15 protein-coding genes are annotated in these 17007 nt (G+C 41.5%); 7 read left to right on the forward strand and 8 right to left on the reverse strand.

Going from position 1 to position 17007, the window contains the following annotated elements:
- Window positions 1–72: 72 nt before the first annotated feature.
- On the forward strand, window positions 73–2544 hold the full coding sequence (locus MF4642_RS08870; RefSeq protein ID WP_078425968.1) for a DNA internalization-related competence protein ComEC/Rec2: 2472 nt from the start codon (window positions 73–75) through the stop codon (window positions 2542–2544).
- Here the strand turns inward: MF4642_RS08870 and MF4642_RS08875 are convergent.
- Window positions 2444–3433, reverse strand: a complete 990-nt coding sequence (locus MF4642_RS08875; RefSeq protein ID WP_005399735.1) for a lysophospholipid acyltransferase family protein — start codon at window positions 3431–3433, stop codon at window positions 2444–2446. The genes MF4642_RS08870 and MF4642_RS08875 overlap by 101 nt on opposite strands.
- 127 nt (window positions 3434–3560) lie before the next feature.
- Here MF4642_RS08875 and sppA point away from each other — a divergent pair, with 127 nt between their 5' ends.
- Together sppA and MF4642_RS08885 are read left to right on the forward strand one after the other, a co-directional pair.
- Window positions 3561–4580 (forward strand): signal peptide peptidase SppA, encoded by a 1020-nt coding sequence (gene sppA / locus MF4642_RS08880; RefSeq protein ID WP_078425969.1) that lies wholly within the window; start codon window positions 3561–3563, stop codon window positions 4578–4580.
- Window positions 4577–5377, forward strand: a complete 801-nt coding sequence (locus tag MF4642_RS08885; RefSeq protein WP_078425970.1) for an alpha/beta fold hydrolase — start codon at window positions 4577–4579, stop codon at window positions 5375–5377. The genes sppA and MF4642_RS08885 overlap by 4 nt, the downstream gene beginning before the upstream one ends.
- 53 nt (window positions 5378–5430) lie before the next feature.
- On the opposite strand, the gene purN is transcribed toward MF4642_RS08885, so the two are convergent.
- Together purN and purM are read right to left on the reverse strand one after the other, a co-directional pair.
- Entirely contained in the window at window positions 5431–6060 is a 630-nt protein-coding gene (gene purN, locus MF4642_RS08890) for a phosphoribosylglycinamide formyltransferase (RefSeq protein WP_078425971.1), read from the reverse strand.
- A 5-nt stretch (window positions 6061–6065) separates the two neighbouring features.
- On the reverse strand, window positions 6066–7136 hold the full coding sequence (gene purM / locus MF4642_RS08895; RefSeq protein ID WP_005399731.1) for a phosphoribosylformylglycinamidine cyclo-ligase: 1071 nt from the start codon (window positions 7134–7136) through the stop codon (window positions 6066–6068).
- 133 nt (window positions 7137–7269) lie between these two features.
- On the opposite strand from purM, the gene cxpE reads away from it, so the two are divergent.
- From cxpE to MF4642_RS08915, 4 genes are all read left to right on the forward strand, one after another.
- Complete coding sequence (gene cxpE / locus MF4642_RS08900) at window positions 7270–8490, forward strand: chloramphenicol efflux transporter CxpE (protein WP_078425972.1); 1221 nt, start codon at window positions 7270–7272, stop codon at window positions 8488–8490.
- Between the two features lie 15 nt (window positions 8491–8505).
- Complete coding sequence (gene hda / locus MF4642_RS08905) at window positions 8506–9210, forward strand: DnaA regulatory inactivator Hda (RefSeq protein WP_005399729.1); 705 nt, start codon at window positions 8506–8508, stop codon at window positions 9208–9210.
- Between the two features lie 122 nt (window positions 9211–9332).
- A complete protein-coding gene (gene rbtA, locus MF4642_RS08910; RefSeq protein WP_078425973.1) occupies window positions 9333–11138 on the forward strand; it encodes a rhombotarget A in 1806 nt (601 codons plus the stop codon).
- A 64-nt stretch (window positions 11139–11202) separates the two neighbouring features.
- Window positions 11203–13575 (forward strand): CSLREA domain-containing protein, encoded by a 2373-nt coding sequence (locus MF4642_RS08915; RefSeq protein WP_227518532.1) that lies wholly within the window; start codon window positions 11203–11205, stop codon window positions 13573–13575.
- A 75-nt stretch (window positions 13576–13650) separates the two neighbouring features.
- Here MF4642_RS08915 and MF4642_RS08920 read toward each other — a convergent pair whose 3' ends face one another.
- From MF4642_RS08920 to MF4642_RS08940, 5 genes are all read right to left on the reverse strand, one after another.
- The gene (locus tag MF4642_RS08920) at window positions 13651–14055 is read right to left on the reverse strand and encodes a DUF3106 domain-containing protein (RefSeq protein ID WP_010326404.1); all 405 of its coding nucleotides are present in this window, start codon (window positions 14053–14055) and stop codon (window positions 13651–13653) included.
- On the reverse strand, window positions 14045–14362 hold the full coding sequence (locus MF4642_RS08925; RefSeq protein ID WP_004693889.1) for a hypothetical protein: 318 nt from the start codon (window positions 14360–14362) through the stop codon (window positions 14045–14047). The genes MF4642_RS08920 and MF4642_RS08925 overlap by 11 nt, the downstream gene beginning before the upstream one ends.
- Window positions 14359–14973, reverse strand: coding sequence for an RNA polymerase sigma factor (locus MF4642_RS08930; RefSeq protein ID WP_004693886.1), 615 nt, complete (start codon window positions 14971–14973; stop codon window positions 14359–14361). The genes MF4642_RS08925 and MF4642_RS08930 overlap by 4 nt, the downstream gene beginning before the upstream one ends.
- A gap of 161 nt (window positions 14974–15134) precedes the next feature.
- A complete protein-coding gene (locus tag MF4642_RS08935) occupies window positions 15135–15911 on the reverse strand; it encodes a TrmH family RNA methyltransferase (protein ID WP_078425975.1) in 777 nt (258 codons plus the stop codon).
- A gap of 52 nt (window positions 15912–15963) precedes the next feature.
- A complete protein-coding gene (locus tag MF4642_RS08940) occupies window positions 15964–16938 on the reverse strand; it encodes a class 1 fructose-bisphosphatase (RefSeq protein ID WP_078425976.1) in 975 nt (324 codons plus the stop codon).
- Window positions 16939–17007: the final 69 nt, after the last annotated feature.

The raw sequence follows: 17007 nt of genomic DNA on the forward strand, positions 1-17007 counted from the left end.
GCCACTATCTATTGAAGCCCACTTCGGTGGGCTTTATTATGGCGCCAATAAAAAAAATAACTGAATAAAAGAATGAAGTTTTTATATGTTGCTGCTTGGATTGTAGGAATTGCATTGATGGGGCAGAACGTCCCCATTCTAAATCACCTTTTTTATCCAGCGCTGATTTTGGTCAGCGTACTTTTGCCGTTACAGTTTTTTCTCTTTAAGTACAAACACGCCCTTATTTTGCAGTTTATATGCGGACTGATTTATTCCATGTTGTTTTTAACTGCGGGATATCATTATGCACAATCGGCTTTGCAGCAGCGTCTAGCTTATAAAGAAACAAAAGTTGAAGATGCTGAAATTATTGTTTATATCGCAAAAATTAACCAACTGGGTGCTGAGACCATTCAGCAAGAAATACAGGTCTTGAACCGACATGTGCAACCAGTGCAGTGGTTGGGTTTTCAAAAAAGGATCTCGGATGAGCAAGCGGTCTTGGAACTTGGGAAATACTACCGACTCACAGGGGAAATACGTCCTGCACATAGTTATGCGGTGCAAGGTGTATTCGATGTTGAGCAGTGGTATCTGCAACGTAATCTTATGTCGGGTTTTAAACTCAAGCACATACAACCCTTGTCTGAGTCAGAAATTTCTGCATTAGGCTATACCCATCATTTAAGAAAACAGCAGGGTGTACTCAATAAATTTCAACTGGGTATAGAACAACAGCGCTTAAACATTCGTCATTTTATTTATACTCAGCCCTTAAGCCATAAGGGTCTAATTCTAGCGCTACTGACTGGGGATGAAAGTTTCTTAGATAAGGAGACGACAGCATTTTTTCAACGCTTTGGCATTAGCCATTTATTAGCGATTTCTGGGCCACATGTGCTGATCTTTGCCGTGATGCTGTGTTGGCTTTTACAAAAGGTGCTAAATCGTTATTGGCCACAGATTTTTCTAAAAATCCCACGACCTTATGCATTGTTATTGCCATTTTGTTGCTGCGTATTGCTGTATTGTGCCTTTGTCGGTTTTGAGATTCCTGCACTTCGTACTTTACTCAGTTGTTTCTGTTTAAGTGTGTTGATTTGGCTCAGGCAGAAAATTTCAGCTTTGACGTTACTCTTATTGAGTGCATCCCTCCTTTTACTGTTTGATCCTTTTTCAATTCTATCAGCTGCCTTTTGGTTGTCCTATGGTGCGTGCTTTGTGCTTTTACGCATTTATCAAACCACGATTCGGCTCGATTTGACTCGCCCGCAGTCTTGGCAGAAAAAACTCGTTTTTAGCCTAAAACTTTTGGTTGAGTCGCAGTGGAAAATATTTGTGGCTTTGATGCCTTTGGTGATTATTTTCTTCAAGCAAGTCTCATGGGTGAGCCCAATCAGTAACCTTGTCGCTATTCCACTGATCAGTTTACTGGTTGTACCACTGGAGGTTTTGGCAGCATTTACTTTTTATCTTTTTGAACCGCTGAGCAGCCTTTTGTTTCAGTTGGCAGATTGGGTGCTGGTATTTTTATTGGGCATACTCAATGTGCTGGATGTGCTACTACCGATTAAGTTGTACCCGATTGCTCTCAATACTTGGCAAGTCATTTTACTGATTGTGCTCTTAATCATTGTTTTTATGCCCAAACCGAGTCTACCAAAATCATGGCTCGTGCTAGGTTTGATTCCTTTGTTGGGGTTCAGTAGCCAAAGCAGTCCTTTTGAGTTGATCGTCTTGGATGTCGGTCAGGGACAAGCGGTGTATATGCAACATGGGCAACAGCATGCCATGATTGATGTTGGTGGCTCCTATGATGAATCGAAGTTTAGCGTTGCTAAGCAGATTATTCAGCCATTTTTATCGAAGCAAGGCGTGAGCCAATTAGATCAGCTGATACTTACACATTTGGATCAAGATCATAGTGGAAGCTATGCCACATTAAAAAATGAGTTGTCGATCAATCAAGTTTACTCTAATCAGCAATTGGATGTGGCAACTACGTCAAACTTTAACTATTGTCAACAAGGTCAGATCTGGCACTGGTCAGAACAAGTGGAAATCAAAATTTTGTCACCGAAAGCCAATCAATTGGCACAAGTGCCATATCAGCAAAATGAGCTATCTTGTGTGGTCTATATACAGGTGAAGGATGTACAGCCTTATCAGTATTTTCTGATTATGGGGGATGCAGGCTGGCAAACCGAGTTTCAATTATTACAGGATTATCCAGACTTAAAAGTTGATGTATTGGTCTTGGGGCATCATGGCAGTCGGCATAGTTCAGCCTATGCATTTTTAAAACACTATCGACCAAAATTAGCAATTGCTTCAGCAGGTTTCAATAACCGTTATGGACATCCAAGTACAGTAACGCAAGCCCGTTTGAAAGCTTTAAACATCCCATTCTTAACAACAGCAGGACAAGGCAGTATCGGTTTTATTGCGCAGCCTACAGGGTTTATTGAACTGACGACACAACGTCAGACTCGACAGTGGTTGCAGTCGACTGAATCTGTTGTTCCATACGCAGTTGCTCTAAACGCGTCACAGCCTCATTAAAAGGGAGGTTATACAGCGTTCGAAGCTCAGGATTGGCTTTAAAGCGCTTATAGGTCCAATGATAATGCTCTGGATGACGACGAATCAGGTCTTCAATGGCTTGGTGAATGACGAAGGTGCCATCATTGGCTGTACCTTGATAAATACTTTCGCTCATTTCTTCAATGTACATATCAAAGCCATCATCATTACGAATAGCATAAAGTAATAGAGCCTTGGCTTTGGTTTTTTGAATCAGTTTGGCGCTCAGGTTGCTTGAAGCTAAAGGAAAGCCAAAATAAGGAATCATTTCACCGCCTTGTTTTGGGGTGTGATCAGGCAGAATTACGGTCGTTCCTCCTTGTTTGAGCGCCTTAAAAATTTGGCGTACCCCTGATTCATCGGTTGGTACAAGGTGAGCGCCTTCACGACTGCGCGCCTCACGAACAAATAAGTCAGCACCAGGATCCTTGACCGGTTTATACATAATGGTCATTTCAGTAAATTGGGCGACATAACTATTCATAATTTCCCAAGTCCCAAAATGAGGTACGATTAAGACTAAACCTTTCTGAGCAGCAAGCGCCTCATGTAGCAAATGTTCGCCATGTACTTTTTGGACGCGTTCAATATTTTTTTGGTTGCTTGAACCCCAAATACTAAAAAACTCAAAATAGGTGGTCAGTTCATTACGCACTGCTTGTTTCGCAATCATTTCACGTCGCTCATCACTCAGCTCAGGCAGTGCAATTTTTAAGTTGAGTCTGAGGGCATCATTGTTTTTACTGATTTTTAAAAGATTGACTAAGCCTGCTAAACCCTTAGCAAAAAAACGTGCAAATTTAATAGGTTGTTTGCTTACAAAACGCAGTAAACGATAAGTCGAGTTTTGCTCTTGTGCTTTAGTCATTCTTTAGAGTCAATGGTGCATGTGGATAAAAACATAAAATATTATAGGCTAAAATAAACTGTTTCGACAGTTTTCTACAAATCAGTGTATATAATGAGGGCAATTTTATTCAAGTTTGGATTGTTATATGTCCGATTGGCCACCAAAACCAGAAAATGAAACGCCGAAACAACAGCCTGTACATGAACAACCGACAGGAAACGAATGGAAACTTTTAGAGAAAGCAGTTTTAGCTTCCGTCGAGGAACAACGTCGTGCACGTCGTTGGGGCATCTTTTTCAAATGTCTAACTTTCGCCTATCTTTTGTTTATTCTATTTGCCATGACCAAGAGCTGTTCGACTAGTGGTACGGATGCAACCGCATCTAAACACATAGCTGTAGTTGATATTGTTGGTACCATTGCCGCTGATGAGCAAAGCGTAAACAGTGATGACACGATTAAGTCATTAAAGAAAGCTTTTGAAAATAAACAAAGCCAAGCGGTGGTGCTCAATATTAATTCACCGGGCGGTTCTCCGGTTCAGTCGGATGAAATCTGGCAAGAAATTCAATATTTGAAAAAAGCGCATAGCGATAAAAAATTGTATGCGGTGATTGGTGATACAGGTGCATCAGGTGCTTACTATATCGCATCTGCTGCGGACGAAATCTTGGTGAATCCTTCGAGTTTAGTGGGTTCAATCGGTGTGATTATGCCGAACTATGGGGTGAATGGCCTCATGCAAAAACTAGGTGTTGAAGACCGCACTATGACCTCTGGTCAAAACAAAGCTTTATTATCAATGACACAACCCGTTAACCCTGCGCAGCGCGCACATGTTCAAGGTGTACTTGATAATGTACACGAGCATTTTATTAATGCTGTGAAACAAGGTCGTGGCAAAAAGTTAAAGTCGAACGATCCTGCACTCTTCTCAGGTCTTTTCTGGACGGGGGATCAGGCGGTCAAACTGGGTATTGCTGATCGTATTGGTAATTTACATACTTTAAAGCGTGAACTAAATACCGATAAAGCGATGGATTATACCGTGGTACATAGCCCACTAGATGCTGTATTAGGCCGTTTAGGTGCATCGATGGGAGCTGGTTTTGCATCTTCACTTTCAAATCAAATGCAAACTGAACAGACCACGAAACTCCAATGAAACCTTTAATTCATTTTGCGCACGCCAATGGCGTGCCTTCTAAGGTCTATCAGAAATTATTTGATTTACTGTCAGATCAGTATGATGTGATCTATGTACCTTTATTAGGGCCAGATAGAAGCTACCCGATTGATAACCATTGGAAAAGCTTAACTCAGCAAGTGATTGACAGTATTGTTCGTCAGGCGCAGGGTCGTAAAGTGATTGGTTTAGGACATTCATTAGGATCAGTGCTGACGTTTCAGGCGGCATTACAGCGTCCTGAGCTATTTCAACAAGTCGTCATGATGGACCCGCCTTTGATTATGGGCAAAGCCTCGTTTGCATTACATTTTGCGAAGATGCTGAAGTTAAAAATGGTCGATACCATGTCACCAGCAGCGCTATCTTTACGGCGTCGTGACCATTGGGAAAGCCGTGAACAAGCAGCTGAGCTTTTACGTCCAAAAGGTTTTTATAAAGACTTTGATCGAGACTGCTTTCAAGCTTATATTGACTATGCTTTAACGGAAGATCGTGTCCGTGGTGGTGTTGAACTTGCGATTACGAAAATGGATGAAGTTCATATCTTTAGGACCAATCCATCTTTGTGGTGGTTGCCGCAGCCTAAACCTGTTGTGCCAGTACACTATGTAGCAGCAGAAAAAGGACCATTTATTGGTCATGGTTTCCCAAAAATGGTGAAAAGTAAATTTGGAATTGGCTATACCGTTGTTTCTGGTAGTCATATGTTTCCTTTGGAGCGACCAGAAGAAACGGTTGCTTTGATTAAGATGCTGATTCAAGAAAATGTTTAAGAGTACTTTTTAGCAACCATAAAAAAACGCCTCCTTGGAGGCGTTTTTTATTTTTAAAATTTGCAAAACTGAATCGGCTCGTGCATCAGTGTATTGAGGTAGAGAACACCTTGGTCTGTATGCTGAATCGTTTGTGTACAAATCCACTCTACCACTTGCGGGTAGATGATATGCTCAAGCGTATGGACACGTTGGGCCAAACTATTCACACCATCATGTGAACCAACTTGCAGTACACCTTGTGCCAAAGCTTGACCTGCATCGAGTTCAGCCGTCACATAGTGCACGGTACAGCCATGCAGTTGATCGCCAGTATTCAAGACGCGCTGATGGGTATGCATACCTTTGTAATGCGGTAGAAGAGAAGGGTGAATGTTGATCATTTTCCCTTCCCAAGCACTGACAAATTTCTCACTTAAAATACGCATAAAGCCAGCAAGAACCACCAAGTCCACATCCCAATCGAGTAACTGTTGATGCATGACATCATCAAAAGCTTCCCGATGAGGATACTGTTTGTGTTCAATGACCGCTGTCGCAATACCTGCATTTTCAGCACGCTGTAGCGCATAGGCTTCAGGTTTATTGGAAATCACACCCACAATTTGCCCTGACAGATTGGCATCAATCAAGGCTTGAAGGTTTGATCCACTTCCTGAAACCAGAACAGCAATTTTAATCATATGACTTAAGCGAATACCACACGGATTTTTTCGTCTGCGCCTTCAACTGACTCAGCATTGTCTACGATATGCCCCATAGTAAACGCTTTTTCACCCAGGTTATTGAGTCGTTCAACTGTTTTGTCAGCATCAGCAGCATCGACAACTAAGACCATACCTACGCCACAGTTGAATGTGCGATACATTTCGAACTGTTCAACACCGCCTTCGCGCTGAAGAAGTTTAAACAATTCTGGCCATTCCCAAGATGCTTCATTCACAACAGCTTGAGCACCATTCGGCAATACGCGTGGTAAGTTACCTGGTAAACCACCACCAGTAATGTGCGCCATTGCGTGTACATCAACTTCTTTTAAAAGCTGAAGAATAGGCTTCACGTAAATACGTGTTGGTTCCATTGCAACATCGGCAAGTGGACGACCATCAACGATTTGCGTCAAGTCAACGTTTTTCACGTCTAAAATTTTACGAAGTAGAGAGTAACCGTTTGAGTGAGCACCACTTGATGAAACACCAATTAAAACGTCACCCGCTTTGACTTTAGAGCCGTCAATAATTTTGCTTTGCTCAACTACGCCTACACAGAAACCTGCCAAGTCGTAATCTTCGCCTTCATACATGCCAGGCATTTCGGCAGTTTCACCACCAACCAATGCACAACCAGCAAGTTCACAGCCTGTACCAATACCAGTAACTACGTTTGCGGCTACATCTACATTAAGATGGCCAGTTGCATAGTAGTCAAGGAAGAATAATGGCTCAGCGCCACATACAAGAAGATCGTTTACACACATTGCAACCAAGTCTTGACCAATCGTGTCATGACGGTTCAAATTCAATGCTAAACGTAATTTTGTACCAACACCGTCTGTGCCAGATACGAGAACAGGTTCTTCATAACCTTTAGGGATTTTACAAAGTGCACCGAAGCCACCTAATCCGCCCATTACTTCAGGACGAGTAGTACGCTTCGCGACAGATTTGATACGATCGACTAACGCGTCGCCCGCTTCAATGTCGACACCTGCATCTTTGTAGCTTAAACCAGTGTTTGGGGTAGAAGTTGAGTTGCTCATAATGAAGTCTCCGCATTCGCGGGGGCGATTATACCTGAATATACGAAACACATATGTTATTTCTGCGCTAAAATGTTATCTTTACTAAAATATTTTTCTCAATAACGATTAAATCTGAAAAAGGCGAGATTGCATGCAAGATCGTACACTTAAACGTATTTTTATTTTGGCAGGAATCGCGCTCATACTCTGGGTGTTGTATCTACTTAAGCCTGTTGTTTTACCTTTTGTTGGTGCATTTTTAGTCGCTTATCTATTTAGCCCACTGGTCGATAAACTGCATAAAATTGGCTTACCACGTTGGTTATCTATTAGTGCTGTTTTTATCGGTATTGGCGTTGTCATTACATTGGCATTTTGGTATTTGGTTCCACTGGTGTGGGAACAGCTGATGTATGCAAAGAACAGCATTCCTTCAGGCATACATTGGGCGAATTATAAATTCCTGCCTTGGTTATCTGACAGTTTTAATTTGGTCCCAATGGAATTAGATGTTGACCAGATTTCAGCTGCGATTATGGAATATGTACAGACCAACTATAGTGCTGACAGTATTCAGGCTATGATTGCCAAATTGGCTCAGTCTGGACTGAACTTCATTCAGATTGGTGGTACTGTTGTGCTGATCCCAATTATTGCATTCTATTTTTTATTAGATTGGGATCGCATGCTAGACAGTTTCCGTCGTCTTATTCCACGGAGATATGAAGAACAGACCTTAGTCATTGTTAAAGAATGTCATAGTGTACTTGGTGCTTTTGTCAAAGGTCAGTTCTTGGTCATGGTGCTCTTGGGCGTGGTCTATGCAATGGGCTTACAGTTAATTGGACTTGAAGTAGGTTTGATTATTGGGATGGTGGCCGGACTGTGCAGTATTATTCCGTACTTAGGTTTTGCTGTCGGGATTATTGCCGCAGTGATTGCAAGTTTGTTCCAGTTTGGTATTGATTGGATGCAATTACTCTTGGTTGGCGTGGTCTTTATGATTGGTCAGGCAGTGGAAGGCTATATCCTACAACCGTTCTTGTTGGGCGATAAAATTGGCTTGTCTCCAGTTGCTGTGGTATTTGCGGTACTGGCTGGTGCACAATTGGGCGGTATTTTAGGTATGTTGATTGCGTTGCCTGTGGCTGCCGTGATTGTGGTCTTATTAAGGCATGCACGTGAGTTTTATGAAAATAGTCCAATGTATAGTACCCCTACTTTTGTTGTGCAAGATTCATCCGCGAGTTCAATTACGATTGAAACTGATCAGGTCGATGTCGATATTGAACTAAAAAATCAAGCGGTAAAAGCTCAGCAAGCATCTGAAAATTCAAGTAAGATTGATCAGATAGACCATAAAGAACTTTAGGATACACAAACCAGCATGCGTCAATTGCAACTAGATATTGAACCCCAACTCGATGCTCGAATCAGTGATTTTTCTGGGCCGGGATGGGGGCCTGTTATCGATGCGATTCGTCAGTTACATGCAGGTTTAATGAATCGTTTTTATGTGTATGGTGGTGCGGGTTCTGGGAAAAGTCATTTGCTTTCAGCAATTTGTGATTCTTATTTAGATGTGGGGAAATCAGCGATTCAGGTTTCATTACTTGAGTTGCTGGATGCACCAACAGAAGCAATTACTTCTTTAGAGCGTTTTGACCTTGTCGCTTTAGATGACATTGAAGCCATCAGCGGTGTGCCGCATTGGCAGAAAGCTGTTTTTCACCTGATCAACTACAACAATGAAGAAGGCGGGCAGTTGGTGTTCTCTTCTCGTGTTGCGCCGATTGAATTAAAACTTGAACTACCCGATTTACAATCTCGCCTGACGCAGGCTGTAAGTGTGAAAGTACCAAATGGAAGTTTGTATGCCGATCGTTCTACATTGGTGATGTCGGTTTTATCGCGCCGTGGGATTCATATCGATCAACAGATTATTGATTATTTACTCGCACATGGGCCACATCAAACCTCGGTATTATTGCAAAGTTTAGAACAACTAATTCAACTGCTAAAAGGTGAGAAAACCAAACTGAGTAATGCAAACCTCAGACAAATTTATGCGCTAATTGACGAATATCGGTAAATCATAATATTACTTGAGAAATTGTCCGAGCTGTGACAGAGTACGAAAAATTGTTAGATATTGCAGGGATTTTGCAATCTAAGAATAAAAAGAAAAGATAAAATAAAAGCAAGGAGATCGTTATGCTCAAGAAGAGCATAGGTGTAGCTACGCTATTGGTGGCGAGTCATGCCTATTCGGACAATATTAAGGTGACCATCACTGAAGATATTGTCAAAAATGACACGGAATGTTCACTTCGCGAAGCTATCGACTATATTAATCAAGGCATGCCTGAAGCAGGTTATTATGGCTGTGGGGGAAAAGATGCGATTTCCACCGTCATGCTTGAGAAAAATAAAACCTATTTGCTAAATACCCATCTTGCAATCAAAAAAGATTTAACACTCAGAACAAGTTATGACAGTTCTGTGGGGGAAGAAACTGTTCAGGGTTTAAGTAATGCCATCTTAAAAATGAATGGTTCTGACAACTTATTAAGGGTTGATAATGCTGAGAATGCTTTAATTCGTGTGTTAGTAAAAGAGGTTACTCTACAGGGCTGTGCGAAAGACTGCGGTGTGAATCAAGGTGGTTTAATTTATAACAATGAATATTTAGGTCTTGAGTACGTCAAATTAACAGGTGGTTTTGCAGGGCAAGGGGGGGCGATTTACAATGTCGCAACCTTGCTTGAAGATGGTACCAGTCGTAGTCTAGTCGAAATTCGCGCTACTCTGGTTGAACAAAACCAAGCGGTACAAGGTGCTATTTTGTATGGGGAGGCGCCTTCTTTTCGGATTTATAATTCAGTTTTCAAAGAAAATAAAACAACAGATGCAAGCAGTGCCAATATTTACTCTGTCAATAATGCAGCTGTTAAAGAAGATACAACCTTATCCAGTTTAGCATCACGTCTGGTCAGTAGTACCTTTGTGAAAAATATAGGTTATGTCGTCAATGTACGAGATGGCATGGCTTTGAATAACTTAACGGTGGTGGGAAACAGTAAAGGGATTTATTTCAATCCATCTACAAACTTGGCTTATCTGGCCAACAGTATCGTTTTAGGGAATGCTGAAAATACCATCACACAAAACTGTGCTGGAGATTTAAGTAAAGCAGTTCTTCAGAACAACTTAGTCACACAAAGTGACTGTGGCAGTGGTGCGAGCTATTATCCGAATGAGTTTTGGTCTGGCGCTTTGATTGCAGGCAGTGATGTGGTGGGTGAGTGTAAAACCATGTCTGCAGATGCTGACAGTTTATTGTGTCCTTATATTGTTCCCAACCAAAAATTTTTAGGCTATATCCGTCCACGCATTTTAATGAGTCAGACGCATTGGTTAGATTCCCCAATTGTGAACAAGGGTAAAGTGGTTGTAAACACAACGGATTCTTTAATTGGCTGTGAAAATTCAGATCAACGTGGTGTGAATCGAAATACGAACAATACCTTTTGTGATCGTGGTGCAATCGAGATTGAGGTCCCAACGACCATTAGCTTAATTGGTGAAGACCTGATTGCGGGGCAAGTAGCTAAACTTTCTGTTACAGATCTGCTTGGAGATAGTGACCTACTGTCCAAAACCGAATGTGCAAGCTTGTTCAAATCGGCTAAAGCGCCAAATGGTGAAGAATGGCAACCCGGTTGTATGCGGGTGCAGCAGACTCAAACGGTATCGAAAGGTAAAGTAGTGATTGATGAACTAGGAAATATTACTTACACGCCAAATGGAGCATGGCATGGTGCTGATATTTTCAGGTTACAGCTGGTCACAACCACGACACGTTTTGATGAACATATTCCGTTCGTTGAAGTGAATGTACAAATTGTACAAGAACCGCAAAATCATATGGAAAGTGACAAAATTAAAACCTCTGGGGGAAGCACGGGTATTCTGAGCTTACTGGGGTTATTTGCTTTAATTTTGCTGCGTCGAAAATAAAAAGAAAAGGGCAAACATGAAACACTTTAAAAAAGGACTATTGGGTGTCATGGTAATAACTGCTATGACATTAATGGCTGCAGAAGATAGAACAATTCATGTCAACACATTTGAAGATGAAGATAATGTAAACATGAATCAATGTTCACTCCGTGAGGCAATCAAAACAGCCAGCTTAAACAAGGCTTATGGTGGCTGTAGTGCTGGGAATACCGGTTCAGGTCAAACCGATTATATTCAGTTAGAAGCTGGGACGTATAAACTGAATAAGGAAATTGTTCCTGAGTCTAAAGTGGTGGTTTTTGGGAAAAGCCCTTATTTAGATCGTGAGAAAAATCCCATCACTTTTAAGTATCCTGCCCTAGGTGAATTGACTTCACGGATTGATGCGGGTGGAAAGTCACGTTTATTTAATACCATTACCAAGACCAGTTTGACGCTAGAGAATGTTATTTTAGAAAATGGTTATTCAGCAGATGAAGGCGGTGCTTTATTGGTCGGTGGAGCATTAACCTTAAATAATGCACAAATTCTAAACTCAAAGTCAGATAAAAAAGGTGGAGCACTCTATCTTGTTGGTCCTGGTGAGCATCAGGTGACTGTAAATAATAGTGTATTACAAGGCAACCAAGCGACTGTGGGTAGTGTTCTTGCAATGCAATGTTATGCGGGTCTCTTGGATGTAAAAACCAATATAGATTTTAGTGCAAATAGTATTATTTCGAATGGTCAGATATCGAATCTAAATACATTCGATTTTTGTGGTAACCCAAAAGTTGCTATGGCGAATAATACCATTGCAAAAAATACTGCGAGTACCGTAAACGGGAGCATTTTGTATGCCGTCAATACCCGAGAGCATAATCTGAGTCTTGAAAGTAATTTTTTATTGTCAAATAACACTATTGTAGAAAATAGTGCAGCGAGCGTTTTGGATTATGACGATTTCGGTACGAAGTCGTTGTATTACAATGTACTCGCATATAATGGACACACATCATGCCGCTATGTCGGTTCTCAGATACTATCCGACAAATATGATGCAGGTGTGACAGCAGGTTACAATGCGTTTGATACGGTGACCAGTCAGTGTGAACTGGCTGCAAGTGCACGAATACTCGATGGTACGACAGATACTAATATTGATGTGAAAAATGTGGCTATAGGAAGTCTACTCAGTTCCTTAACTTCGCCATCAAAATATAATTTATTCCGCCCAATGTATTTTCCGAAAGTGAATAGTGGAGGAGTTGATTTACTCGATACCAACAGTAAATTGAGCTGTAATGATAGTGACCAGCGTGGTCTAGATCGTATTGTCGACGGAACATTGATGTTGGCGCCTGCGGAAGCTAACAGTTGTGATATTGGATCGGTTGAGTTGCGTCGTTTGGCAGCAGCGGATATTGCTGATTTGAAAAATAGCTCGCAGGCAGAACGTCTTCAGGCGTATGAGAATAATATTAAGGAATTGGAAGAATTAATCGCCAATAAAAACACCAATCCAGACTTTTTGATCGAGTTTAATGAAGAGTTAAAGCGTTATAAAGAGCTTTTAGCGGCAACCAAACTACATCAAAAGTACCGAGCGATTTATGTCGATCCTTTCCAGTTTGTCTTGCAAGATGAGGCTGTGGTCAACACTGCTGATGGAACGTCGGCTTTAAAAGAAATGAACACTGAGAATTATACCATTACTGAAACTCAGGTATTAGGTGTAGGTGTGCTCAGCGCCAAAGATGGTGTGCTGGATACCTCAAAACTCAGAGCGGATCCAACTTTACGCTGTGAGTGGAAGGATGATTTAAAACAAATCATGATTTATCGCACCGATGGTAAGCCTACAACAAGCACGGAATATGTGTATTGCCAATATAGTGTAAAGAGTAAGGCTACGCAGGCAAGCTCTTCGGGGATTCTAAAAGCGGAGTTTAGCAATATACAACCTATTGCCAAAACGGATCAATACACCCTAAATTATGGTGGAACTTTAAAACTCAATGTAAATCCACTGGCAAATGATAGTGATGATGGTGATGGGCCAATTAGTACAGTCGCGGCAGAACATCAGCGTCCAGCATTTCACCGTGATGCGAATGGAAAGGATCTTGCTCTTCGTATTGTACGTCAGGATGCAGGCATTAATATTAAGCCAGAACGTACAGGTTCTTGTCCGGGAGAATATGAAAAATATGTATGTTATGGCGGCAATATTGAAGTTGAAGTCCGCAATAATTTCAGTCCATTCCCTTATGAAATTGAATATGTGATCTATGATGCAGAGGCTGAAGAGTCTAAATCTGCGATGATGTATTTTACGAACACCGCTAAAAATACCAATACGGAAGCGAGTGGCGGTGGTGGTGGTTCAATCGGTGGCCTTGGGGTGCTTGGATTGTTGTCATTAGCGTGGCTTAGACAACGACGAAAAATATAAATTTAAGCATAAAAAATGCCTCACATGAGGCATTTTTTATGAGCATTTCATAGTATTTATATTCGGCTAGGCATCTTAATGTGTAGCAGTGTTGCTATGGATGTATTTATTGATATATTCATTTCGAATATTCACACGTTCATCTGCATCTGCTTTTTGCATGCGTACACGTAAATCACGTCGTTCTTGGGTGCTCATCTGTTGCCAAGTGTCACGCATTTTTTGCTTTTCTTGCTCAGGTAACTGAGTAAACCAGTCCATACGTTGTTGCAGGGCTGCACTTTGCGCATCGGGCAGTTCTTTAAGAGATTGGTAACGTTGAATCAACGCACGCTGTTCTTCTTCAGACAACGATTCCCATGTTTCAGACACTTGGGTATCTGCATCTTTGGAAAAAATCCAAAAACGATCAAAACCTGCAAAACTGGTTTGTAAAAAACCTAGCGTGCAAAGTGCGAAAGCGACACGTTTAGCTGCCATGTGGAACAGTGTCCTCACCTAAAACCAATAACATTTCTAAATCTTCAACCATTTGAGGTGAAAGTTTAGGAGTCGAAACCACTTGGTTATGTGGTTTTTCATCAAGGGTTACAGAGTTTGGAAGTACGACAAAGCCAGCAATAGCCGCAGCTAAAGCAAAACCTGACATTTTCCAAAGGCCATAACGTGAGGACTTTTGATCTTGAATGTCATCAAGAACATGTTGCATCACCACGGGTTTGTTTTTGTGGTGTTGCGCGAGCCCATCAAGTTTGGAGGTTACTTGCTTTAAGAAATCATCTTTCATTCGGATGATCCTCCTAGATGTGGATTCAAATGTGCGAGAGCATTGCGTAAGCCTTGAATCGCACGGTGGTAATGAGTTTTAACGCTGCCTTCAGAGCAATTCATGATTTGTGCGGTGGTTGCAGTATCAAAACCTTCCCATGCACGTAACATAAATGCTTGCTGCTGACGAACAGGAAGACCCGCAATGGCTTCTTGAATTTCATCCGCAGTGACAGCTTGACTTAAAAAGTCTGAAGGATTCAGCGCTCTTTCATCGACCACCTCATTGACTTCAAAATCGTCATCATCAAGACTGACTTTTTTAAAGAAAGAAAACGGTTGTGCTCGACGTGCTTCTTTACGACGCCAATCCTGTAACTTGTTGGTTAGAATGGTATAGAACAGGGGATACCATTCTTCCGTAGATCGATCGGAATAAGATTTGTGTAATGAAATAAAGGCTTCTTGCACCAAATCCATGGCGATACCCTGCTGGTTTTGGGTAGCACTTTCCATCATTACTAACGCACGACCAGTCACTTCTTGCATGAAGTTTTTTAGGCGAGACTCGGCGGTACTCTTAAGAGTACTAGAATCCTGCGTTTTAGACTGTTTGGGTGCTAAATCCATAGAGATGGAAAATCCTGTCATCGGATACCCACCATTATTTCCTCGATCATGTGCTTATAACGTTGGAAATAATGGTTTGGTTGACAACACAAGTAATTATTTTTTCTAGTGTAATCTATTTTTTCTGCTGAGCCGACTTTAGTTAATATAACTTAACGATTTTAAAGTCGTTGTCGTACCATTTCAAAAAAGCAGATTGAACCCGCAATAGCGACATTGAGAGATTCTTGGCCACCGGGCTGTGGGATGCTCAGTGCTTGAGCATGTGCTAAAGCAAAGTCAGAAACTCCTTGGCCTTCATTGCCTAAGATCCAGACACAAGCTTGTGTTAAATCTTTTTGATATAAACTTTCAGCCTGATGTGAGCTGGTTACATACACTGGAATTTCAAAGCGTTCGAGTACATCTTCGATGGCAACGTTTTCATAGGTGTTGAGTGAGAAGTGTGCACCCATGCCTGCGCGTAATACACGTGGTGACCAGAGTGCAGCAGAACCTTTGGTACAAATAACTTGCTTAATACCCGCTGCAGCAGCAGAGCGGAGTAGTGTACCTACATTGCCTGGATCTTGAATGTTTTCCAAAATCAAGGTATCTAAGCTAAAGTCTACACTTTGGCTTGAACTTGGTAAGTCTACAACTGCCAAGAAGGGTAAAGTGGTTCCTAATGTGCTTAAGTCACGATATAGGCTTTCAGCAATGACAAAAACAGCACCCTCATATTCATCTAGAATATCGCAAATATCAGGGTGTTCGAGTGCATTTTCAGTGGTGAAAATAGAATTGAGTTTCTTCTTTTTTTCAACCCAAGCTAAGCCTAAGTGTGTCCCTTCAAGCACAGTTTGACCTTGCTTTTTACGGTAGCTACTTTGCTCTATTAAACCACGGAGATGTTTAATCTTTGGGTTGTCTTTTGATTCAAGAAAAACGATTGACATGGGAGAGACTCATGCGCATAACGCTTCAGATGGCTATGCGCATTTAAAAAAATTAGTTGTGGTAGCCGGTCACTAAATCGACTTCGTTTTTAGAGCCAATAATCACAGGGACACGTTGGTGTAGGTCAGTTGGTTCGATGTCTAAAATACGAATGCGACCCGTTGATGATGCACCGCCAGCTTGTTCAATTAGCATACTCATAGGGTTTGCTTCATACATTAAACGTAGGCGACCTGCTTTTTTCGGATCTTTGAGGTCGTATGGATACATGAAAATCCCGCTACGGCAAAGAATACGGTGAATGTCGCCCACCATACAAGCCACCCAACGCATATTGAAGTCTTTCTCACGTGGACCTGTTTTACCTGCGAGAAGTTCTTCAATATAACGTTTTACTGGGTTTTCCCAGTGGCGTTGGTTTGATGAGTTAATGGCATATTCTTTGGTATCTACTGCCACTTGAATATTTTCAGAGGTGAGCAAGAAGTGTTGAGTTTCTGGGTCAAAGGTAAAGAACACCGTACCTGCGCCGACTGTTAGTGCCAACATGGTTGATGGGCCATAAAGTACATAACCCGCAGCAACTTGCTGGTTGCCTGCTTGCATAAAGTCTTCAGCTTGTGTCACTGCATTTTTTGCAGGCAAGATTGAGAAAATAGTACCCACACACATATTGATGTCGATGTTGCTTGAACCATCAAGTGGGTCAAATAAAACTAAATATTTGCCATTTTCTTGAGCTGGCGTGAATTCATCCAATTCTTCAGACGCTAAGCCACCAACTTGTGGGTGAACTTTTAGAGCATCAATCAAATAATCATTTGAAATCACATCCAGTTTTTTCTGTTCTTCACCTTGCACGTTTTCATGCTGTGCGCTACCTAAAACACCTGCTAAAGCGCCTTTTTGTAAAGCTTGATCGATGGTTTGGCAAGTATCTGCAATGGTGCTAATCACTTGTGCCAATTCAGGCGTAAGATTTCCCATTTGTTGTTCTAAAAATTGGGACAGATTGAGATATGACATAAGGGGGAGGACTCCACTAAAACTTGAATACGTAACAAAATCAACATTGCGCTATATTTTAGTCGAGAA

It is taken from the genome of Acinetobacter sp. MF4642 (assembly GCF_002018925.1).
Classification (GTDB): Bacteria; Pseudomonadota; Gammaproteobacteria; order Pseudomonadales; family Moraxellaceae; genus Acinetobacter; species Acinetobacter johnsonii.